The 21673-nt window shown below is 66.2% G+C and carries 23 protein-coding genes; 20 read left to right on the forward strand and 3 right to left on the reverse strand.

Annotated elements, in window-relative coordinates:
- Positions 1-72 precede the first annotated feature (72 nt).
- The 5 genes from QXZ94_RS19345 (at position 73) to QXZ94_RS19365 (ending at position 5638) form a co-directional block, all read left to right on the forward strand.
- Positions 73-864 (forward strand): DNA-binding transcriptional regulator, encoded by a 792-nt coding sequence (locus QXZ94_RS19345; protein ID WP_315721754.1) that lies wholly within the window; start codon positions 73-75, stop codon positions 862-864.
- Between the two features lie 69 nt (positions 865-933).
- A complete protein-coding gene (locus QXZ94_RS19350) occupies positions 934-2457 on the forward strand; it encodes a bifunctional 3-(3-hydroxy-phenyl)propionate/3-hydroxycinnamic acid hydroxylase (protein WP_315721755.1) in 1524 nt (507 codons plus the stop codon).
- A 31-nt stretch (positions 2458-2488) separates the two neighbouring features.
- Complete coding sequence (locus QXZ94_RS19355) at positions 2489-3340, forward strand: fumarylacetoacetate hydrolase family protein (RefSeq protein ID WP_315721756.1); 852 nt, start codon at positions 2489-2491, stop codon at positions 3338-3340.
- Positions 3341-3424: 84 nt separating this feature from the next.
- Positions 3425-4630, forward strand: a complete 1206-nt coding sequence (locus QXZ94_RS19360) for an ABC transporter substrate-binding protein (RefSeq protein WP_315721757.1) — start codon at positions 3425-3427, stop codon at positions 4628-4630.
- Positions 4631-4648: 18 nt separating this feature from the next.
- Complete coding sequence (locus tag QXZ94_RS19365) at positions 4649-5638, forward strand: NAD(P)H-quinone oxidoreductase (RefSeq protein ID WP_315721758.1); 990 nt, start codon at positions 4649-4651, stop codon at positions 5636-5638.
- A 49-nt stretch (positions 5639-5687) separates the two neighbouring features.
- Here the strand turns inward: QXZ94_RS19365 and QXZ94_RS19370 are convergent, their stop codons facing one another.
- Together QXZ94_RS19370 and QXZ94_RS19375 are read right to left on the reverse strand one after the other, a co-directional pair.
- Positions 5688-6236: a DUF3617 domain-containing protein gene (locus QXZ94_RS19370; RefSeq protein WP_172112436.1), complete on the reverse strand. Its 549-nt coding sequence runs from the start codon at positions 6234-6236 to the stop codon at positions 5688-5690.
- 83 nt (positions 6237-6319) lie between these two features.
- Entirely contained in the window at positions 6320-6625 is a 306-nt protein-coding gene (locus QXZ94_RS19375) for a hypothetical protein (protein ID WP_172112519.1), read from the reverse strand.
- A 168-nt stretch (positions 6626-6793) separates the two neighbouring features.
- Here QXZ94_RS19375 and QXZ94_RS19380 point away from each other — a divergent pair, with 168 nt between their 5' ends.
- The 4 genes from QXZ94_RS19380 to QXZ94_RS19395 all read left to right on the forward strand — a co-directional run bounded on the left by QXZ94_RS19380 (position 6794) and on the right by QXZ94_RS19395 (position 9623).
- Positions 6794-7252, forward strand: coding sequence for a hypothetical protein (locus QXZ94_RS19380; RefSeq protein WP_172112437.1), 459 nt, complete (start codon positions 6794-6796; stop codon positions 7250-7252).
- Between the two features lie 132 nt (positions 7253-7384).
- Positions 7385-8089: a ribonuclease T2 gene (locus QXZ94_RS19385; protein ID WP_315721759.1), complete on the forward strand. Its 705-nt coding sequence runs from the start codon at positions 7385-7387 to the stop codon at positions 8087-8089.
- Positions 8090-8294: 205 nt separating this feature from the next.
- Positions 8295-9155 (forward strand): 23S rRNA (adenine(2030)-N(6))-methyltransferase RlmJ, encoded by an 861-nt coding sequence (locus QXZ94_RS19390; RefSeq protein ID WP_315721760.1) that lies wholly within the window; start codon positions 8295-8297, stop codon positions 9153-9155.
- Positions 9156-9407: 252 nt separating this feature from the next.
- On the forward strand, positions 9408-9623 hold the full coding sequence (locus QXZ94_RS19395; protein WP_006612991.1) for a cold-shock protein: 216 nt from the start codon (positions 9408-9410) through the stop codon (positions 9621-9623).
- A 259-nt stretch (positions 9624-9882) separates the two neighbouring features.
- Here the strand turns inward: QXZ94_RS19395 and QXZ94_RS19400 are convergent, their stop codons facing one another.
- The gene (locus QXZ94_RS19400) at positions 9883-10524 is read right to left on the reverse strand and encodes a porin family protein (RefSeq protein ID WP_315721761.1); all 642 of its coding nucleotides are present in this window, start codon (positions 10522-10524) and stop codon (positions 9883-9885) included.
- Between the two features lie 241 nt (positions 10525-10765).
- Here QXZ94_RS19400 and uvrC point away from each other — a divergent pair, with 241 nt between their 5' ends.
- The 11 genes from uvrC (at position 10766) to QXZ94_RS19455 (ending at position 21645) form a co-directional block, all read left to right on the forward strand.
- The gene (gene uvrC, locus QXZ94_RS19405; protein ID WP_315721762.1) at positions 10766-12832 is read left to right on the forward strand and encodes an excinuclease ABC subunit UvrC; all 2067 of its coding nucleotides are present in this window, start codon (positions 10766-10768) and stop codon (positions 12830-12832) included.
- A gap of 156 nt (positions 12833-12988) precedes the next feature.
- Positions 12989-13324 (forward strand): GIY-YIG nuclease family protein, encoded by a 336-nt coding sequence (locus QXZ94_RS19410; protein ID WP_315721763.1) that lies wholly within the window; start codon positions 12989-12991, stop codon positions 13322-13324.
- A 250-nt stretch (positions 13325-13574) separates the two neighbouring features.
- A complete protein-coding gene (gene pgsA, locus QXZ94_RS19415; protein WP_035639482.1) occupies positions 13575-14192 on the forward strand; it encodes a CDP-diacylglycerol--glycerol-3-phosphate 3-phosphatidyltransferase in 618 nt (205 codons plus the stop codon).
- On the forward strand, positions 14189-14440 hold the full coding sequence (gene moaD, locus QXZ94_RS19420; RefSeq protein ID WP_315721764.1) for a molybdopterin converting factor subunit 1: 252 nt from the start codon (positions 14189-14191) through the stop codon (positions 14438-14440). The genes pgsA and moaD overlap by 4 nt, the downstream gene beginning before the upstream one ends.
- A 19-nt stretch (positions 14441-14459) precedes the next feature.
- On the forward strand, positions 14460-14924 hold the full coding sequence (locus QXZ94_RS19425; protein WP_315721765.1) for a molybdenum cofactor biosynthesis protein MoaE: 465 nt from the start codon (positions 14460-14462) through the stop codon (positions 14922-14924).
- Complete coding sequence (gene prmB, locus QXZ94_RS19430) at positions 14924-15889, forward strand: 50S ribosomal protein L3 N(5)-glutamine methyltransferase (RefSeq protein WP_315721766.1); 966 nt, start codon at positions 14924-14926, stop codon at positions 15887-15889. Before QXZ94_RS19425 ends, prmB begins: the two co-directional genes overlap by 1 nt.
- A 306-nt stretch (positions 15890-16195) precedes the next feature.
- Positions 16196-17536 carry an aspartate aminotransferase family protein gene (locus QXZ94_RS19435; RefSeq protein ID WP_315721767.1) on the forward strand — a complete coding sequence of 447 codons (1341 nt, stop codon included), beginning with the start codon at positions 16196-16198 and terminating at the stop codon, positions 17534-17536.
- A 326-nt stretch (positions 17537-17862) separates the two neighbouring features.
- Entirely contained in the window at positions 17863-18159 is a 297-nt protein-coding gene (locus QXZ94_RS19440; protein WP_315721768.1) for an endonuclease domain-containing protein, read from the forward strand.
- Between the two features lie 164 nt (positions 18160-18323).
- Complete coding sequence (locus tag QXZ94_RS19445; RefSeq protein ID WP_315721769.1) at positions 18324-18875, forward strand: phage holin family protein; 552 nt, start codon at positions 18324-18326, stop codon at positions 18873-18875.
- Positions 18876-19188: 313 nt separating this feature from the next.
- Positions 19189-20775: an EAL domain-containing protein gene (locus tag QXZ94_RS19450; protein ID WP_315721770.1), complete on the forward strand. Its 1587-nt coding sequence runs from the start codon at positions 19189-19191 to the stop codon at positions 20773-20775.
- A 15-nt stretch (positions 20776-20790) separates the two neighbouring features.
- Entirely contained in the window at positions 20791-21645 is an 855-nt protein-coding gene (locus tag QXZ94_RS19455) for a TIGR01459 family HAD-type hydrolase (protein ID WP_315721771.1), read from the forward strand.
- Positions 21646-21673 lie beyond the last annotated feature (28 nt).

The raw sequence follows: 21673 nt of genomic DNA on the forward strand, positions 1-21673 counted from the left end.
GCCCCTGCATCCGGCTCGCGTTCTCAAGACGGTATCGGCGGACGGAAACGAAGAACAGGGAGGATTTTCCAAGTGTCCAAGCAACGGACGCGATCTCCGCACGCCCGTCCTGCGGAGGGTGTCCGCGCCTTCAAGCGGGGCCTCGACGTGCTGCGTGCGGTCAATCGGTCCGGCGGCATTCGCGCCGGCGACGTCGCACGCCAGCTCGATCTGCCGCGGCCCACGGTCTATCGCCTGCTCGAAACACTGGAGGAGCTCGGCTATGTCGCGCGCAGCGCCAGTGACGACCGCTTCCGGGTGACGCGCCATGCGCTGAGCCTCGGCGACGGCTATGATCCCGGCATCGTCATCTGCCAGGCCGCAGCGCCCTATCTCGCCGAGCTCAGCCGCACCCTGGTGTGGCCCGTCGATCTGTCGACCTACGAGAACGGCGCGATGGTCATCCAGGAGACCACGCATGCGCGCAGCCCGCTCTCGATCGACCGCAGCATGATCGGCAAGCGGCTGCCGATGCTGCAGACCTCGGCCGGCCGGGCCTATCTCGCCGCCTGCCCTCCCGCGGAGCGCGACCTCATCATCAACCATCTGCGACGCATCGAGAATGCCGAGGACGTCACCTTCCTGGCACCCGAGCGGCTGCAACGCATGATGAATGAAACGGCTCGGCGCGGCTATGCGATCCGCGACGAGGGCGAGTTCAATCCGAAAACGTCGTCGATCGCCGTGCCGATCGTGCGGGACGACGTCGTGTTCGGCTGCATCTCGATCATCTGGATCCGCTCCGCCATGACCCTGGAGGAGGCCATCGCCCAGTACGCGGCACCCTTGCGCGACGCCGCAGCCGCCATCCCCGTCGAGCGTTAAGCGTCCGCTGGGCGGACAGTTGGTGACCGCGCCTTGAAGCTGCGAGGCGGTTGCGGATCAGATGCGGCCATGAGCAACACGGCCGCAAACTCCCAAAACTTCGACGTCGTGATTGTCGGTCGCGGGCCCGTCGGCTCGACGCTCGCCAATCTGCTCGGCCTGTGTGGCATCCGCACCCTGGTGCTGGAGCGCGAAGCCAAGACCTATCACCTGCCGCGCGCAGTGCATTTCGACGACGAATGCATGCGCGTGTTCCAGACCATCGGCCTCGCCGACGCCATCCTGCCCCACCTCACTCTCAGTCCCGGCATGCGCTTCGTCGATGTGGAGGGCCGGCTGCTGCTCGACTGGCCGCGTCCGAGCGAGCCGACCGCGATGGGCTGGAATTTGAGCTATCGCTTCCATCAGCCGGACCTCGAAGGCGTGCTCAACAGCGGCCTGGAGCGCTGGCCTCATGTCGAGTTGCGCACGCGCTGCGATGTCTTCGCGCTGGAGCAGGACCAAGACGGCGCCCGGGTGCGCTATGAGGATCTCGCCACCGGCCGGCTCGTCGACGTCTCCTGTGCCTACGTCGTCGGCTGCGACGGAGCGCGCTCGCTGGCGCGGCGCTTCATCGGCTCGGCGCTCGACGATCTCGGGTTTCACGAGCGCTGGCTGGTCTGCGACGTGCTGCTGAGAGAGGAACGACCGGACCTCGGCGATTTCAGCGTGCAGCACTGCAACCCGCGGCGTCCCGCGACCTACATTCGCGGCACCGGCAACCGCCGACGCTGGGAAATTACGGTTCATCCTGACGAGGATGCGGTCGACATTGTCCAGCCGGCGCGCGTCTGGGAGCTGCTCTCGCGCTGGCTCCAGCCCACAGAGGCCGAGATCGAACGCGCCGCCGTCTACACGTTCCACTCCGCGGTGGCCCGGCAATGGCGCGGCGGACGGTTCCTGCTCGCAGGCGATTCCGCGCATCAGACCCCGCCCTTCCTCGGCCAGGGCATGTGTGCCGGCATTCGCGACGCAGCCAACCTCGCCTGGAAGCTCGCTCATGTGATCGCCGGCAAGGCAACGCCTGATCTTCTCGACACCTATCAGAGCGAACGCGCGCCGCATGTGCGCGAGTTCATCGAGCTCGCGATCCGGCTGGGTGGGCTCATCAACACCAAGGCGGTCGAGGCGGCGCTCGCGACCGGCACGGCACAGCGCGACGGCCAGCTCAAGCTCGACGTGCAGAAGCCAGTACTCGGCCCAGGCCTTGCCTGCGGCGAACGCAGCATGACGGGAAAGCTGGCGCCGCAATTCCGCAGCCGTGATCACGGCCGCAGCGACGACCGTGTCGGCTATCGCTTCGCGCTGCTGTGCCGGTCGGGACTCGGGACCGCAGTGATCGAGCAGCATCATGCCAGCCTGACGGCCGCTGACGTCAACATACTTTGTGGCGAGGAAGCCGGCGGCCTCGACGGCTGGCTCGATCAGCACGGCTTCGACGCCGTGCTGATGCGCCCCGACCGTTACATCCTGGGTGCCGTGCGCCGGGGCGACGATCCCGCGGCGCTGTTGTCCGGCCTCGCCTTCCTCGCACCGCTGCCGAGCGTCGCCTGATCGTTTCCGTTTGTCCTGAGAGGGGTCACGTATGAAGCTGGTTTCCTTTGTCATCGACGGGCGCCCGGGGTACGGCGCAGTGAAGGGAGACGGTGTCGTCGACCTCGGCCGGCGGCTGCCGGCGAAAAGCCTGCGCGCGCTGCTCGAGGCGGATGCGCTTCGCGACGCCGCCGCGCTGCTCATCTCCGAACGGCCCGACTATCCGCTCGATGCGATCGCCTTCGCGCCCGTCATCCCCGATCCCGGCAAGATCATCTGCGTCGGACTGAACTATCGCGACCACGTCGCCGAGACCGGACGGACGGTCACCGAGAAGCCCGCGCTGTTCGCGCGCTTTGCGACCAGCCAGGTCGGACATCTGCAGCCGATCGTTCGCCCCGGCGTCTCCGATCATTTCGACTATGAGGGCGAGCTTGCGCTCGTGATCGGGACAGCCGGCCGGCACGTCCGGCGCGAGAACGCGCTTGCGCACATCGCCGGCTATTCCTGCTACAATGAAGGCAGCATCCGCGACTGGCAGCGCCACACCTCGCAATTCCTGTCGGGCAAGACCTTCGACCAGTCCGGCGCATTCGGCCCCTGGCTGGTCACCGCCGACGAGATCCCCGACCCGTCCAAGCTGACGCTGCAGACCCGCCTCAATGGCGAGACCGTGCAGCGGACCACCACGGACCTCCTCATCACCGACGTGCCCGATCTCATCGCCTACTGCTCGACGATCATGACCTTGCTGCCGGGAGACGTGATCGTCACCGGAACGCCGGGAGGTGTCGGCTTCAAGCGCAACCCGCCGCTGTTCATGAAGCCCGGCGATACGGTCGAGGTCGAGATCTCGGGCATCGGCGTGCTGCGCAATCCCGTGGCCGCCGAACCGGCAGCCTGACGTCTCCGCCTCGCGGACAACCGCTGGGCGCAGCAACCAAACACCACATAACAAACAAGATCGTTGAATCCGGGGAGGATCATCATGTCGCGACGTCTCACGGCCGGCATCGCCGCGCTGTTGCTGCTTGCAGGCTCATCCGCGCAGGCGGACATCAAAGGGAAGGCCATCCGGATCGGCGTGCTCACCGACATGACCGGCATCTTCGCGACGGCGATGGGGCCCGGCTCAGTCGAGGCGGCGCGGATGGCCGCGGAAGAATTCGGCGGCAACATCAACGGCAGGCCGATCGAAATCCTTCAGGCCGACCATCAGAACAAGCCGGACATCGCGGTCGCGATCGCCCGGCGCTGGTTCGAGCAGGACGGCGTGCAGGCGATCGCCGACGGCGGCAGCTCCGGCGCGGCGCTTGGCGTGCAGGAGCTGGTGCGCAGCAACGGCAGGATCTTCCTCATTTCTGGGGCCGGCGCCAACCAGCTCACCGACGAGGCGTGCGCGCCGACCTCGGTGCAATGGACGCACGACGCCTATTCGACCGCGACCGCCGTCGTCTCGGGCATCATGCAGACCAGCAAGGAGCCGTGGTTCTTCATCACCGGCGACTACGCATTCGGCCATTCGGTCGAGGCGACTGCGCGCGCCCGCATCGCCGCGCTCGGCGGCACCGTCGCCGGCAGCGTCAAGGCGCAGCTCGGCACGCCGGACTACGGCTCGTTCCTGCTGCAGGCCCAGGCCTCCGGCGCCAAGATCCTGGCGCTCAACGTCGCCGGCGACAACGCCACTGCCATCAAGCAGGCCGAGGAGTTCGGGCTTGCGGCCCAGGGCATGAAGATCGTGCCGATGTCGTTCCAGAACGTGGACATCGAATCCATCGGCCTCAAGGCGACGCAAGGCGATCTGATCGTCACCAGCTTCTTCGAGGATGCTTCCCCCGCCGCTCGCCGCTTCTCCGACGCGTTCTACGCGCGACGCAAGGCAATGCCGTCACAGATCCAGGCTGGCGTCTATTCGGCCGTGCGCCATTATCTGCAGGCGGTGAAGGACGCCGACAGCGACGACGGCGCGAGCGTGATGGCGAAGATGAAAGCCACGCCGGTCTCGGACGCCTACGCGGACCACGGCCAGATTCGCGACGACCAGCGCATGGTGCACGACCTCTATCTGGTCCAGGTCAAGACCCCAGCCGAATCGAAGGGCCCCTGGGACTTCGTCAAGCTGGTGACGAAGATCGCCCCCGATCAGGCGTTTCGTCCGCTCGACCGCAGCAAATGCAGCCTGGTCGGCAAGTGAGCCGATGAGCAACCAGGCATGATTCCGAACGATCAGCGCGCCGTCATCATCACCGCTCCGGGCGGCCCGGAGGTCCTGTCGGAACGGCCGGACTGGCCGGTCCCGCGGCTCGGCCCCGACGACGTGCTGATCGAGGTCGCCGCCGCCGGCATCAACCGTCATGACTGCAACCAGCGCGCCGCCGGGCCGTCGCGGGAGCCCAATCCCGTTCCGGGACTGGAAGCCTCGGGACGCATCGTGGCCTGCGGCGCCGACGTTCCCCCGGAGCGACTGGGCGAAACGGTGATGGCACTGACCGACGGCGGCTCCTACGCTCAATACGTCGCCACCGATCAGCATCTCGCACTGAACTTGCCGAGCGGCCTCGACTGGATCCAAGGCGCCGCCCTGCCCGAGGCGCTGTTCACGACCTGGTTCAACTTCTTCGAATTGATGCGCATGGTGCCCGGCGAGACCGCCCTGATCCATGGCGGCAGCAGCGGCGTCGGCACGATCGCGATCCAGCTGTTGTGCGCGCTGGGTCATCCAGTTCTTGCCACCGCCGGCACCGCAGAGAAACGCGCCCTGGCACTCAGCCTCGGCTGCAGCGCCGTGTTCGACTATGCCGATCCCGATCTCGCCGAGCAGATCCGCGCGGCGACGGGACAGCGCGGGGTCGACTGCATCCTCGACACCTCCGCAGGCGCTCACATCGCGCAGGACCTCGCGGCGCTCGCGATGGACGGTCGGATCGCCATGCTGTCGGCTGGAGGCAGGAAGGACCTTGGAGTGCCGCTGCGCAGCCTGATGGCGCGCCGGGCCAGCATCACCGGCGCATTTCTCCGTTCGACCTCACGCGATATCAAACGCCGCATCGCAAGCGAGTTGCGGCAGCGCATCTCGCCCCTTCTCGGAACGGCCATTCGACCGCACATCGACAGGACCTATCGCCTCTCGGAGGCAGCCGATGCGCACGAACGCATGGAGACGAGCCGACACGTCGGGAAGATCGTGCTTCGTGTCCGCTGATGAGCGCCAGCCCACGTCTCCGCGCCCGCCACACGCAACCAGCGCGCGGCTACTGCTTCACGCCCGGGATCAGGGCCTTCAGCTTGTTCATGTCCTTGATGTTCATCTTCATGCCGCCGGGCATCACGATGTCGCCGGGCTTCTGGTCGGGCTTGCAGGCGCCCAGCCATTTGGCCTCGATCGTCATCGCGGTGTCCTTCACGCCAGTGCCGGCAGCGCCGCCCGTCACGCGCGACATCGTCTTCACCGTATAGGCCGAGTTGAAGTCGCCGGTGATGTCGGCATGGGACGTCGTATTGATGCCGCCGAAATTGCAGACCGAATCGGAGACGTAGCCGGTCGCCGTCTTCTGGATGTCCTGCTTGGAGCAGACCTGCTGCGCCATCGGCGAAGCGAAATTGTTCATTTCCTTGTCGGTCGCCGCGTCGGTGCAATGCTGCATCGTCGCCTCCGGGAGCTGACCGCCGGATCTGATCATCTTCAGCTCCCACAGGCCGGCCTTGCGCACCGGCAGGTCGACGGCCCAAGCCTCATGGCTCGCGGTCGCGCCCAGGAGGCAGCAGGCCAACAGCCCAATAGCGATGCGTGTGCAGGTCATGTGCCCCGTTCCGGCTCGTTGATCGATGCCGGAGCGAATGCCGCCAAAAGATGGCAATTAGGAGAACGGCAGTTGAAGGAACGTCAGTACAGCGTCCGCAGCGGCCGCTGCGCCGAGCCGTACGGTACCCAGCGGCAGGAGAACGACACGTAGCCGCCGTAGCGCGCATCGACGGCGCGGAACTTCGCGACCTTCCCGTAGGAGGCGCAGTGGTCGACCGCGAGCTGACGGGCATCCGTGGTCTGGGCCAGCTGATAGGCGATGATGCCGCCGGTGTCGTTGCCCTTGAAGGGCGGCACCACGTCGGCCTGGGCGGAGGCGGCGACCAGCACCACCCCAGCGGCCGCGAGGCCTGCAGTCTTCACGAATCCGGCCATCAGCGTCCGCATTGCATTCTCCTCGATCTGGCCTGCCATTCTAAAGGTCCTGTCCGGTCAAGAAAAGAACACCGGCCTCACGTTAACAGGACTAATCGTGGAGTGTTGCCGCGTTGCACTTGACCTCCTGTGGCCGCCGCGGCACGGTCCACGCTCCCGGATCAGCCTTGCGGACGGCCCATGCGCGACTTCAGCACAGCTTTCAAGACGTTCGGCGCCGCATGCGGCGCGCTGCTCGCCGTTGCGACCGCGCCGGCCCAGGCGGCCAACCCGCTCGAGATGAACTTCTGGCTGTCAGGCCCGAAATATGAGGGCCGGGTCGCGCCTTGCGAGGCGGCCATCCCGACCATCGTCTCGCGATTCCAGGACAAGGAAAGCACCTTCTGGAATTCGTCGCTGCAGATCACCGGCGTCGCCAACGTCCGCGAGATCGCGTTCCGGCCCTGGCAGTCCGACAACATTCCGCGCCGCTTCTGCACCGGCAGCGTGATGATCAGCGACGGCAAGGCGCGCACGCTCAACTACTCGATCATCGAGGATGGCGGCTTCGCCGGCTACGACCAGGGCGTCGAGTTCTGCGTCGTCGGTCTCGATCGCAACTGGGCGTTCAATCCGGCCTGCCGCGCTGCCAAGCCATGATCGGTCGACCGCCGGCGCGAGCCCGTCACTGGCGGGACGCTTGTGATCATCGGCTGCCTTCGGGCAGCCGTTTTTGTTCTTGAAATGTTCCATCAGCTTGGTAAGTTCCTGGAACAGTCCGGGGAGTTCGCCATGTTCGATTGCCTGCGCCGATCTGCCGTTGCTTGTTCGTACACGATTGCCTGCCTCGCTCTGCTGGTCGGCGCCCTCGCGGCCGCCCCGGCCGGGGCGCAGGACCGCCGCCAGAATGCGCCGGGCGCGTTCGACTTCTACGTGCTGTCGCTGTCCTGGTCGCCATCCTTCTGTGCCGAGGCCGAGGAGCGCGGCGGCCGCGGCAGCCGCTCGCAGCAATGCAGCGGACGGCCCTACTCCTTCGTCGTGCACGGGCTGTGGCCGCAATACGAGGCCGGCTATCCCGAATATTGCGAGCAGCCGTCGCCGCGCCTGCCCCGCAACATCATGACCTCGATGCTCGACCTGATGCCGGCGCCGGGGCTGATCTATAACGAATGGGACAAGCACGGCACGTGCTCGGGCCTGTCGGCGAAGGCCTATTTCGAGGCGATCCGCAAGGCGCGGGCGGCGATCAAGATCCCGGAGGAATTTCTCGACCTGGCCCAGGCCAAGACGGTGGCACCGGCGGCCGTCGAAGAGGCCTTCATCAAGGCCAACCCGAAGCTGACGACCTCGGCCATTGCCGTCACCTGCAACCGCACCCGGCTGAGCGAGGTGCGCATCTGCCTGTCCAAGGATCTCGAATTCCGCAGTTGTGACGAGGTCGACCGTCAGGCCTGCCGGCGCGACGAGGTCAACATGCCGCCGGTGCGCGGCGGCTAAAGCATGATCCGGAAAAGGGCGCAGCGGTTTTCCGAAAAGATCATGCGCAAACAACAACCTAAGCGCGATGACGATTCATCCCGATCTCATCGCGCTTTAGGCGCCGCGGCGAATCAGCCGGCGCATTGCCAAAGCCGCTCGCGCGGCTACGGCCGGGCGAATGACGGGGTACCCTTTTGACGCGGAACGGCGTAACCCGGACGGCATGAACTACCGACACGCCTTTCACGCCGGCGGTTTCGCCGACGTCATCAAGCACATCGTGCTGACACGCATCCTGGTCTACCTCCAGGAGAAGCCGGCTGCCTTTCGTGTGATCGACACCCATGCCGGCGCCGGCCTCTATGATCTCACCGGCGACGAGGCTTCGCGCAGCGGCGAGTACCTGACCGGTATCGCGCGGCTGCTGCAGGCACGGCTGTCGGACCAGGCCTATGCCCTGGTTGCGCCCTATCTGGACATCATCAGGTCGTTCAATCCGCCGGGCGAGCTCAAGGCCTATCCCGGCTCGCCGCTGATTGCCCGCGCGCTGTTGCGGCCGCAGGACCGCATGACGCTGTGCGAGCTGGCGCCGGCGCCACGCAAGCAGCTGATCGATGCGCTGCGCCGCGACACCCAGGCCCGCGTCGTCGATCTCGACGGCTGGGTCGCCCTGCCCGCCTTCGTGCCGCCGAACGAGCGCCGCGGCGTGGTGCTGATCGATCCGGCATTCGAGGCCAAGGATGAGTTCGAGCGTCTCGCCGACCGCTTCGCCGCGGCGTTCGCGAAGTGGACGACTGGTATATACCTGCTCTGGTATCCCGCCAAAAGCCGGCGGGCCACCGAGCAGCTCGCCGACCGCGTCACTGCGCTCGCAGCCGCGGCCAAGCCGCCGGGCAAGGTGCTGCGGATCGAGTTCAGTGTTGCGCCGCAAATCGAAGGCGAGGCGCTGACCTCGACCGGGCTGCTGGTCGTCAATCCGCCCTGGCCATTGCATGATGAGCTCAAGCTCATCCTGCAGGAACTGCAGCGTCCGCTGGGCCAGGGCGGTACCGCACGCTTCAGGCTGGACATCCCCAAAGCTTGAAAGCGGTACTGGTCGAAAAGCCATAGTCAATCGGCGCGGAACCGTATTATTGTGTCTGATTGTAAGACTGGCTTTACGTTCCGCTTCCGCGAATGGTTGCGGCGGGGTGATCAAGGCCTAACAAGATCCGACGATCCGGCGTGGCGAGCGCTGGTCGTTAAGGTGGCCAACGCTTTCCGATCAAAGTGATGTCCGGTCGGACACTGCGCAGGGCGCGCAGTGGAGGAAGCATTGCGGGGGAGGAGTTTCCCGATGGCCATGACTGGGACAGTCAAGTTCTTCAATGGTGAGCGCGGCTACGGCTTCATCAAGCCGGACGACGGTGGACGCGACGTATTCGTGCACATCACGGCGGTCGAGCGTGCCGGCCTGAAGGATCTGACCGAAGGACAGCGTATCAGCTTCGAGGTCGAGCCGGACAAGAAGGGCAAGGGCCCGAAGGCGGTGAACCTGGTCCTGTCGTCTTAGACGCAGCCTGCTCGGCGACGGCCGCCTGCGAGCGGCCGGCCGCGGCGGGCGCGTCGACCTCAATGCATTCCGATTGGAAGCCGTTGGCAGAAGCTGCCGGCAGCGCGGCCGGCTCGCACGCAGCGCGTTTGCACGCGCCGTCTGCGAAGGCTGCGCGCGATGACGCATGCCCTCTGGTGAGCCTGCAAAAAAATCCCGGCCGCGCGAGCGGCCGGGAGGTTGTCGTTCGACGTTTCTTCTTCCTATCCCGTTTTTGCCATCAGAAATGGAAGTTGATGCCTGCGCGGATCAATCCAGACCGATAGTCGTTCTTCGCCCCCGTGATCACGAAATTGCTGCTGTCGAGATCGACATAGAGATACTCGATCTTGGCGGTCCAGTTCTGCGCCAGGCCAAACTCGGTGCCGACGCCGAGCGTCCAGCCCACCGTGGTGTGCGACTCCGACAGGCCGAAGGTCTCCGCCCGCAGGCCGCCGAAGGCGAGACCGCCGGTGCCGTAGAACAGGATGTTGTTGAAGGCATAGCCGGCGCGGCCGCGCAGGGTGCCGAACCAGGGATTCGAGAACTTCCACGGCGCGAAGGTGTCGTTGGCGCCACTCAGATTGATGTCGCCCTCCGCACCGAACACCCACGGGCCGTTCTGCCAGTTGTAGCCCGCGGTCAGGCCGCCGATCAGCCCGGACGGCTTGGTCGGGTTGTTGCCGACGGTGCCCCATTGATAACCGAGCGTGCCGCCGAGATAGGGGCCGGCCCAGCTGTAGGCATTGAGCGGCTGGTTCACCGTATAGGGCGCGCGCCGCCCGTAGCCGTAGTTGAGATCGGCCGCCTGCGCCGACACCGATCCGAGAGCCGCTGCGCCCAAGCCCGCCGCGGCGGCAGCACCGACCAAGAACCTGTTCATCACTCACTCCACGCCACTCGCCGTCTCCAGCCGGGTCTGCGCCGCACGAACGTGCGGGGAGCCGGCGTGGTTACGGAACTCCTGCTGTTTTCGTGAGCATTTATCGAGAGTTTTAGGTTAAGCCGTTGTTAAGCCCGGTTACCCGTCGATTAATGTGCTTAACGAAGCGTTACCGCGCGGGCCTGTGCATGGCGGCTGCGCCCGCTGGCGGGAGCGGCCGCCAACGCTTAATTTGCACGACATGACCACCGACAGATCCGATCCACCCAAGGCGCCGGCGCCCACGTCCCGGCGTGGCGCCACGGCCGACCTGCCGCCCGACGCCATCGACACGCCCGATCTCGATCCCGCCTCCTCCGCAGCCGACGAGGATGACGAAGGGCGGCTGCCGGAATTGACCGAAGAAGCTTCGGAGGCCGTCGGCGAGGGCCCGCTCGCGATCGGCCACGCCGCGATCGAGAACGCGGTGCGGCTGGCGCCGACCTCGCCCGGCGTCTACCGCATGCTGAACGCGGTCCATGACGTGCTCTATGTCGGCAAGGCCAAGAACGTCAAAAAGCGGCTGTCGTCCTACGCGCGCGCCAACGCGCCGCTGCCGGCGCGCATCCTGCGCATGATCGCGGCCACCGTGACCGTCGAGATCGTCTCGACCACCACGGAGACCGAGGCGCTGCTGCTCGAAGCCAACCTGATCAAGCAGCTCAAGCCGCGCTTCAACGTGCAGCTGCGCGACGACAAATCGTTCCCCTACATCCTCATCACCGGCGACCATTGGGCGCCGCAGATCCTCAAGCATCGCGGCGCGCAGTCGCGGCCCGGACGCTATTTCGGCCCGTTCGCCTCGGCCGGCGCCGTCAACCGCACCATCACGGCGCTGCAACGCGCCTTCTTGATTCGCTCCTGCACCGATTCGTTCTTCGAGAGCCGCACCCGCCCCTGCCTCTTGCACCAGATCCGCCGCTGCGCCGGTCCGTGCACCCAGGAGATCGACTTCCCCGGCTATACCGAGCTGGTGCGCGAGGCGACCGATTTCCTGTCCGGCCGCAGCCAGGCGGTGAAGGCGCTGCTCGCGGCCGAGATGGAGAAGGCGTCAGGCGAGCTCGAATTCGAGACCGCCGCGGTCTATCGCGACCGTCTCGCGGCGCTGTCGGCGATCTCCTCGCAGCAGGGCATCAACCCGCGCACCGTCGAGGAAGCCGACGTGTTCGCCATTCACCAGGAAGGCGGCTTCTCCTGCGTCGAGGTGTTCTTCTTCCGCACCGGACAGAACTGGGGCAACCGCGCCTACTTCCCGCGCGCCGAGAAGACGTTCACCCCGGAGGAAGTGCTGTCCGCCTTCCTGTCGCAGTTCTACGACGACAAGCCGCCGCCCAAGCTGATCCTGCTCTCGCACGAGATCGAGGAGGCCGAGCTGCTCGAGGAGGCGCTGTGCGTCAAGGCCGGGCACAAGGTCGAGGTGTCCTGCCCGAAGCGCGGCGAGAAGAAGGACCTCGTCACGCATGCCCTGACCAATGCGCGCGAGGCACTTGGCCGCAAGCTCGCCGACACCGCGACGCAGAGTCGCCTGTTGGAAGCGATGACCACGACGCTCGCTCTGCCTCAGATTCCGAAGCGCATCGAGGTCTACGACAACAGCCACATCCAGGGCACCAACGCGGTCGGCGCGATGATCGTCGCCGGCCCCGACGGCTTCATGAAGAACCAGTACCGCAAGTTCAACATCAAGTCGGAGGGGCTCACGCCCGGCGACGACTACGCGATGATGAAGGAGGTGCTGCAGCGCCGCTTCAAGCGGCTGGTGTCGCCGTCGGAGAAGGACGTTGCCCGCGCCGCGAAGGAGGACGATGTGCCGCAATGGCCGGATCTCGTCATCATCGACGGCGGCCGCGGCCAGCTCAATGCCGTCAGAGAGATCTTCACTGAGCTCGGCGTCAGCAACGTTGCGCTGATGTCGGTCGCCAAGGGCCCGGACCGCGACGCCGGCCGCGAAACGCTGTTCATTCCCGAGCGCGAGGCCATCAAGCTCGAACCGCGCGACCCCGTGCTGTATTTCATCCAGCGCCTGCGCGACGAGGCGCATCGCTTCGTCATCGGCTCGCACCGTAAGCTGCGCAAGAAGGACATCCGCGAGGCCGGCCTGCAGGAGATCCCCGGCATCGGCCCGTCGCGCAAGCGCGCGCTGCTGCATCACTTCGGCACCCTGAAGGAGATCGAGCGCGCCTCAATCGCCGATCTCGGCAAGGTGCCGGGGGTCAGCGCCGAGAGTGCGCGGAAGATTTTCGAGTACTTCCACAGCAACGCGAGCTGAGCGGACCGGGGCGAGTTGAGTGGAGCTGCCCCACCCGTTTCCACGGTCAGCTTGAGCCCGTCTTCCGCCACCCGTCATTCCACGAGGGGCGCAGAAATTATTTTACCCGGACAAAATTATCCGATATACACCCGGACGAAAATCCGGAGCCCCACCATGACCCCCGATCAGCGTAAGGCGGCCGCAGCCGCCTACAAGGAACGCAAGACCCCCGCCGGCATCTATGCCGTGACGTGCGCCGCGACCGGCGCGCGCTGGATCGGCTGTGCGCCGGACCTGGAGAAAATCCAGAACCGGCTCTGGTTCACCCTGCGCCAGGGCGGCCATCGCCGCGGCGGGCTGCAGGCAGCCTGGAGCACCCATGGCGAGAGCGCATTCAGCCTCGATGTGATCGAGACCTTCGACGAGGAGACGCTGGCCTATGTTCGCGACCGCGTGTTCGCGGAGCGTCAGGCGCACTGGTGTGCGGTTCATCAGGCCGAGGCGATCTGACGCGGAGTCGCGCTGCTGTCATTGCACCGCAATAAAAGGGGGCGGCGCGCGCGCCGCCCGGAGCCGATCTGCACACTGGCGCGCACGCGTGCGGTTGCTTAATGAAACGTTACCGCTCTCTTTGTATCGGGGCGGGAGAGTTCCTATCTCTTCAAGACCTCGTTGCGATTTGCGTCATATCTGCGTCATCCTGCCAAAGTCGCCCGGCTCGGAGGTTGACGTTCGAACGGCGGCAGTATTGGTACACCGGATGAATATTGCGACCACACGCGTGCCCAGCAAGACGTCGACGTCCCTGCCGAACATCCTGACCTATACGCGCATTGCCGCGATACCGGTCGTGGTCGGCTGCATCTACGCGCAGTCCATCATGGACTATCCGCTGTGGCTGCGCTGGGTGGCCGTCGCCGTCTTCATCGCCGCCGGCGTGACCGACTATCTCGACGGCTATTACGCCCGCATCTGGAACCAGCAGTCGGCGTTCGGCCGGATGCTCGACCCGATCGCCGACAAGCTGCTGGTCGCCTCCTGCCTGCTGATGCTCGCCGCCGATAACAGCATCCATGGCTGGACCCTGTGGGCCGCGATCGTGATCCTGTGCCGCGAGATCCTGGTCTCGGGCCTGCGCGAATATCTCGCCGCGCTCCGCGTCAGCGTGCCCGTCACCAAGGTCGCCAAATGGAAGACCACGATGCAGCTGATCGCGATCGGCTTCCTGCTCGCGGGCGAGGCCGGCGACCAGGTGGTTCCGGTGGTGACCATGATCGGCATCGTGCTGCTGTGGGCGTCTGCGATCTTCACGATCTACACCGGCTACGATTATTTCCGCGCCGGCATCCACCACCTCATCGAAGAGGACTCGCGATGAAGGTGAAGTATTTCGCCTGGGTGCGCGAGCGCATCGGCAAGGCCGAGGAAACCGTCGAGCCGCCCGCGGATGTGCGCACCGTGAGCGAGCTGATCGACTGGCTGACCGCGCAGGGCGAGGGCTATGCCTACGCGTTCGAGAAGCCGAAGGTGATCCGCACCGCGATCGACCAGACCCATGTTCAGCCGGATACGGCCATCGCCGGCGCCCGCGAGATCGCGTTCTTTCCGCCCATGACCGGCGGCTGACGCAACAGAAGATACGTCCATGACCGCGATCGTCACCGTCCGCGTGCAGCACGAGGATTTCGACACCGCCGCCGAGATCGCAGCCCTCAGCCATGACCGCACCGACATCGGCGCCGTCGTCAGCTTCTCCGGCCTGTGCCGCGGCAACGACCATGAGACGCCGATCTCGGCGCTGACGCTCGAACACTATCCGGGAATGGCCGAGGCCGAGATCATGCGCCATGCCGAGCAGGCGATGGCGCGCTGGCCGCTGCAGGGTCTCACCGTGATCCATCGCTTCGGCCGGATCCGGCCGGGTGAGAACATCGTGCTGGTGGTGACCGCCTCGAGCCACCGCCAGGCGGCGTTCGAGGCGGCCGAGTTCCTGATGGATTATCTCAAGACCAACGCGCCATTCTGGAAGCGCGAGGAAACCGAGGACGGCGGCAGCTGGGTCGAGGCCAGGAGCCATGACGATGCCGCCGCGGCGCGCTGGGCGAAGTGATGGCAAAGAAGGCGAAGGCGGCTGTGCCGCGCAAGACGGCGGCTCCGAGGCTACCGAAGGTCAATGCCGGCGAGCTCGCCACGCTGCTCGACTACCTGCGTTATGCCGTGAGCTGCTTCCAGAACGCCGACCTGGTGTTCGCGCACGGCACCACCGATCCGGTCTCCGAGGCCGCCTTTTTGATCGGCGAGGCGTTGCACCTGCGTCCCGACCAGTTCGAGAGCTTCGTCACCGCGCGGGTCACCGCGGCCGAAGGCAAGACCATCCTCGACCTGGTCGCGGCCCGAATCACCACGCGCAAGCCGGCCGCCTACCTGGTCAACAAGGTCTACATGCGCGACCTGCCGTTCTATGTCGACGAGCGCGTCATCGTGCCGCGCTCCTTCATCGGTGAGCTGCTGGAGACGCATTTCGGCGGCGCCGAGGCCGATGGCACCTCGCTGATCGACGATCCCTTGGCCGTGGACAGCGTTCTGGACCTCTGCACCGGCTCCGGGTGTCTGGCGATCCTGGCCAGCCGCCATTTTCCCAACGCGGTGATCGACGCCGTCGACATCTCCAAGGATGCGCTCGCCGTCGCCGCCAAGAACGTCGCCGCTTACGATCTCGGCGAGCGCATCTCGCTGCACCGCGGCGATCTGTTCGCGCCGCTCAGCCAGCGCCGCTACGATTTGATCATCACCAACCCGCCCTATGTCGACGCCGAGGGCATGGCCGGCCTTCCCAGGGAATGCCGCGCCGAGCCGGCGCTCGCCTTCGACGGCGGCCCTGACGGGCTCGACATCATCCACCGCATCCTCGCCGAGGCGCGTGACCATCTGACGGCCGAAGGCGCCCTGCTGTGCGAGGTCGGCCGCGACCGCCCGCAGATCGAAGCCGCCTACCCGGACCTGCCGCTGCTGTGGCTCGATACCGAGGATTCCGAGGGCGAGTTGTTCTGGATCACCGCGCGCGATCTGGTCTGACACTCGGCCGGATGCACGCTGACGCGAAATGACGCAGCGGACTTCCAAGATTCGGCACAAACTGCTGTCGCTGTGCAGAATTCGCTCACCAGGGCAGCGCCAACGCCGGACCTTTGACATTTCCGTCCGTTCGCGAAGCTGATAGCTTGGCGACGGCCCGGATCGTCGGCTGACGACGTCTGCGCGCGCATTCAGGCCCCTCACGCACGATCCGTTTCGGTCAGTGTCCGGCAACCGGTTTGCCACCTTTCCGGGTCATGCTGTCGCCGTCGCCCCATTCTGCCTTGAACGTCCGAAGAGGTTCCCATGCTGGACAAGAGCCCCCGCCCCACCACCGTTCCGAATGATCTTGCCGCGCATTGGATGCCGTTCACCGCGAACCGCGCGTTCAAGAAGAACCCGCGCATGCTCGCCGGCGCCAAGGACATGCACTACATCACCGTCGAGGGCCGCAAGATCATCGACGCCGCCGCCGGCATGTGGTGCTGCAATGCCGGCCATGGCCGCAGCCAGATCGCGGAAGCCATCGGCCAGCAGGCCGCCGCCCTCGACTACGCGCCGCCGTTCCAGTTCGGCATTCCCCAGGCCTTCGAACTGGCGAACCGCATCGCCGACCTCGCGCCCGCCGGGCTCGACCACGTGTTCTTCTGCAACTCCGGCTCGGAGGCCGCGGACACCGCGCTGAAGATGGCGCTCGCCTACCACCAGATCAACGGCCAGGGCAGCCGCACCCGCCTGATCGGCCGCGTCCGCGGCTATCACGGCGTCGGCTTCGGCGGCACCTCGGTCGGCGGCATCGTCAACAACCGCAAGCTGTTCGGCACCCTGCTGACCGGCGTCGACCACATCCCCGCGACCTATGACCGCGAGAAGCAGGCCTTCACCAAGGGCGAGCCGGAATACGGCGCGCACTTCGCCGAGGAACTGGAAAACCTGGTCGCGCTGCACGGCGCCAACACCATTGCCGCCGTCATCGTCGAGCCGATGGCCGGCTCGACCGGCGTGATCCCGGCGCCGAAGGGCTATCTCAAGCGCCTGCGCGAGATCACCCAGAAGCACGGCATCCTCTTGATCTTCGACGAGGTCATCACCGGCTTCGGCCGTCTCGGCCATGCCTTCGCCGCCGAGCGCTATGGCGTGACGCCCGACCTGCTCACTTTCGCCAAGGGTGTCACCAACGGTGCCGCGCCGATGGGCGGCGTGCTGGTGCGCGACACCATCCACGACGCCTTCATGAGCGGCCCGGAGCACATGGTGGAGTTCACCCACGGCTACACCTACTCGGCGCACCCGATCGCCTGCGCCGCCGGCCTCGCCACGCTCAACATCTATCGCGACGAGAAGCTGTTCGAGCACGCCAAGGCGATCGAGCCGAAATGGGCCGACGCCGTGATGTCGCTGAAGGGCCTGCCCAACGTGCTCGACATCCGCACCGTCGGCCTGACCGCCGGCATCGACCTCGCAGCCCTGCCCGACGCCGTCGGCAAGCGCGGCTACCAGGCGATGGAGCACGCCTTCCACAACACCGACCTGATGCTGCGCATCGCCGGCGACACGCTTGCGCTCACCCCGCCGCTGATCATCAACGAGGACCAGATCGGCGAGATCGTCGAGAAGGTCGGCAAGGTGATCAAGGCCGTCGCGTAAGCCGCGCGAACGATCGAACAGCAGAAACAAATGGCGGCCCATGTGGCCGCCATTTTTGTTTGAGGGCGTCCCCTCGCTTCAGCGCAGGTTTTGCTAAGGTTCGACGAACAACGGTCTCTCCGTTCCCTCCCCCCTTGTGGGGGAGGGTCAGGGAGGGGGGTAGCCCAGGATGCCGCACGCGGTCGTCAACGACCGCCAGCGCAACAGAGCGAGGCAACTTCGCCGAACGATGACAGGTGCCGAAACCTTGCTCTGGCGGTACATCAAGGCGAACCGATTTGACGGCATGAGCTTTCGCCGTCAGGTACCAATCCCAGAACTACATCGTGGACTTCGTCTGCTTCTCGGCAAAGCTCGTGATCGAGCTCGATGGCGAGTCACACGATTTCGCCGAGTGGCAAGCAAAAGATGTCAAGCGCGACGAGTTTTTCGCTACCGAGGGATTTACAGTTCTTCGCTTCACGAACGCGCAGGTGATCTCAAACCTTGAGGGCGTTGTTGAAGCCATCCGCCAAGTCATCGTCGATCGCGCCTGCGGCCACAAGGGGGGAGGGAGCGGAGAGAGTTTCGCCGGCGGCCAGGATGATACGACCGGTGCAAGCACTGGCAAATCTCAGCCGTGAAATTCAAGTAACGCCAATCGAAGGCCAACTCGACACCAGTGAGCCCTGGCGAGCTGGCGACGACCCATTTGCAGGGTTAGCTCGTAGGGAACCTTCGCAAATCCTCCACGTTCATGTCGCGAGCCGGCGGTTCGCGCGCGGCAACGACGTTTCGGAGGACGCGCATGCTCGCACCGCCAGGAGAGCTCCTGCAATTGGGCCTCGAGCAGAGGCTGAACCGCGTCAAGCGCGCCACCCAGGCCTACATGCGCGACCGCGCGCGGCAGGCGACGGGCACGGTGACCTCCTACGCGGTCGCGGCCGGGCTGTTCGCCACGGCTGGCATTTTCCTGATCGCGGCCTGCATCGTCGGACTGACCGCCTTGTTCCGCTGGGTGGAAATGAGCTACGGCCTGTTCACGGCGTTTGCGGTGGTCGGCGGCATCCTCGTCGCGCTGGCGGTGATCTCTGCGGTCGTCGCCGCCGTCAAGCTCCGCAGCCCGACGCCGCATTACCCTTCGCTGTCCAGCCGGCTGCGCGTCGCGATTGCGGCGCCGGTGGCGCGGCAGCCCGATGCCGACGAAATCGATCCCGACACGATTCCGCTCGCCCCCTCGGCTGCATCGACGAATCACGCGCGCGGCCTTGGCCGGGTCAACGTTCCCGTGGGCGTCGCCGTCGCGGCGCTGCTGCTGGGCGTCGCCGCGTTGCGCCGGCGGCGCCATCACCAGACGTGACAGCACGAGATGTGACGCCGACATGACGTCCCACCTCGCTCGTCGCCGGCGCATTGTCTGAGCTGATCAGTTTCCAACGACGACATTCGTGCCTCAGGACGCCCTTGTGTCGCGACGTTTCCCGCCACGACGGCCGTCACCGTTGTTCTACGGGACGCGGCACTACGATGACACTCCGCTTTGTCATGCGAATTTGCGTAAATGACACGCGGAGCGGAAATCGTCGGCCTCGCCCGGTATTTGAATCCTGCCGACTATCCTCGCGAATCAACAGAAGTGCTAAGGTTGTGTTCGGTTGGGAGCGTCGCGCAGCATGATCCGTATCTCCACGATTTTCATTGCCATCTGCATGGTTCTGGTTGCAGCGTCGCTGGGCCTGATCCTGTATTCGATGGCCGGCATCAGTGGCTCGGAATCCGCGATCGTCTCACTGGCCGCGCTCACCTTCCTCATCCTCTACAACGCCGTGTCGATGCGGCTGCGCGACCGCTCCGACGTCGGCGGCCAGATCGCGGATCTGTCGCGCGGCACGGCGGATCTCGCGCGCCAGGTCGCCGAGTTCGGCCGGCGGCTGTCGGCGATCGAAGGACGCATGGTGTCGTCGAGCTCGGTCAGCGCCGATCGGCTGCAGGGCGTGATCGGTGAGATCAACGAGCTGGGCGGACTGATGAAGCAGCTCGCGGTCACCGTCGCCCAGCACGAGGACCTGATCGCCGCCATCCCGCAGGCCGCGGCGAGCGGCGCCGACAGCACGGTTGCGGCTGCTCGCGATGTCACGGCTCCCGTCGTTGTGCCGCCAACATCCGCCATTGTCCCGGAAGCCAAGCCTGCACCATCTGCCAGCCCGGAGCTCAAGGCGCGGGAGGCGACGGGGACGTTCAGCGCAGCACCGGCGCCAGCGCCCATGGCGAGGGCACCGATCGCCCAGCCCGTGCCCACCGCGCCGGCCACGATTGCGAACTCCGCGCCCGTGGCTCCCGCGGCGCCGCGCAGCCAGCAGCAGATCCTCGCGGCCGTCAAGGGCGCGATCGAGGACAACCGCCTCGACATCTACCTGCAGCCGTTGGTGACGCTGCCCCAGCGCAAGGTGCGCTTCTACGAGGCGGTGACGCGGCTGCGCGACGAGCGCGACCAGGTGGTCGCGGCCGAGGACTTCATCAGCATCGCGGAAGCCGCGGGCCTGGTCGGGCGCATCGACCACATGGTGCTGCTTCGCTGCGTCCAGGTGCTGCGCCGCCTGATGGTGCGCAACAAGGACGTCGGCATCTTCTGCAACATCTCGTCGGCCACCCTGAGCAGCCCCGCGAATTTCTCGCAGTGTCTCGACTTCCTCGAAGCCAACCGGGCGCTGGCCCCCTCCTTCGTGCTCGAGTTCAAGCAGTCGACCTTGCGCAGCCTGGGCCCGACCGAGACCGAGCATCTCGCGGCGCTGGCGCAGCGCGGCTACCGCTTCTCGATCGACCACGTCACCGACCTGCGCTTCGAACCGCGCGAGCTCGCCGATCGCGGCGTCCGCTTCATCAAGGTGCCCGCCGCGCTGCTGCTCGACCCCAAGCAGAGCTCGGTCTCAGACATCCATCCGACCGATCTGTCCGACCTCCTGGGCCGTTTCGGCATCGACCTGATCGCCGAGCGGATCGAAGGCGAGAGCAGCGTCGTCGACCTGCTCGACTACGACGTCCGCTTCGGCCAGGGCTTCCTGTTCGCGCCGCCCCGCCCATTGCGACCCGAGGGCGCATCTGCTACCGGCGAGGCCGCCGCCGGCCCTGCGGGCGGGCAGGACATCAAGATTCAGGACCCCAATGCCGCCGGCCCCACCTCCCTGGACGTGTCGAACACCAACGCAGCGACGCGCAGCGGCAACGCCGCGCTGGCTCGCCGCATCGCCGGGTCCATCTGACCTGCGACGCCTGCCATGACCGCCTTGCGATTCGAGGAGCGGCTGCGCGATGTGGTCGGCCGCAAGCGGGTGCTGCTGAGCGACATCTGGGGCGTGGTCCATAACGGGCTGGAGTCCTTCCCCGAGGCCTGCGAGGCGCTGCATCGCTTCAAGCACGAAGGCGGTACGGTGATCCTGATCACCAATGCCCCGCGGCCGGCCGATTCGGTGCAGCGGCAGCTGCGCAAGCTCGGCGTCGCCGACGAGGTCTACAGCGCCATCGTCTCCTCCGGCGACCTGACGCGCCACTACGTCGCCGACCATCCGGGCGGCAAGGTGTTCTGGCTCGGCCCCGAGCGCGACAACTCGATCCATCGCGGCCTCGACCTGGCGCTGTCGCCGCTGGAGGAGGCCTCCTACATCATCTGCACCGGCCTCTATGATGACGAGACCGAGACGGCCGAGGATTACCGGCCGATGCTGCTGCAGGCGCGCGAGCGCAAGCTGCCGCTGATCTGCGCCAACCCGGACATCGTGGTCGAGCGCGGCGACCGGCTGATCTATTGCGCCGGCGCCATCGCCGAGCTGTACCGCGAGCTCGGCGGCGAGGTGATCTTCTACGGCAAGCCGCACCGGCCGATCTACGAACGCGCGATGCAGCTGGCCGAGCAGCATGCCGGCCGGAAGGTGGCGCGCGAGGAGGTGCTGGCGATCGGCGACTCCGTCCGCACCGATCTCGCCGGCGCGCACGGCTTCGGCATCGACTGCCTGTTCGTCACCCGCGGGATCCATTCCGAGGAGTTCGCCGGCATCGACCAGCTCGATCCGGCCTCGGTCAAGGAGTTGTTCGGCCACCCGCCCCGCGCCTTGATGCGCGAACTGAAGTGGTGAACGCCCGCAAACGAAAAACGCCCGGCTG

Origin of the sequence: Bradyrhizobium sp. SZCCHNS2022, from assembly GCF_032377575.1 — a bacterium.
GTDB classification, from domain to species: Bacteria; Pseudomonadota; Alphaproteobacteria; order Rhizobiales; family Xanthobacteraceae; genus Bradyrhizobium; species Bradyrhizobium aeschynomenes.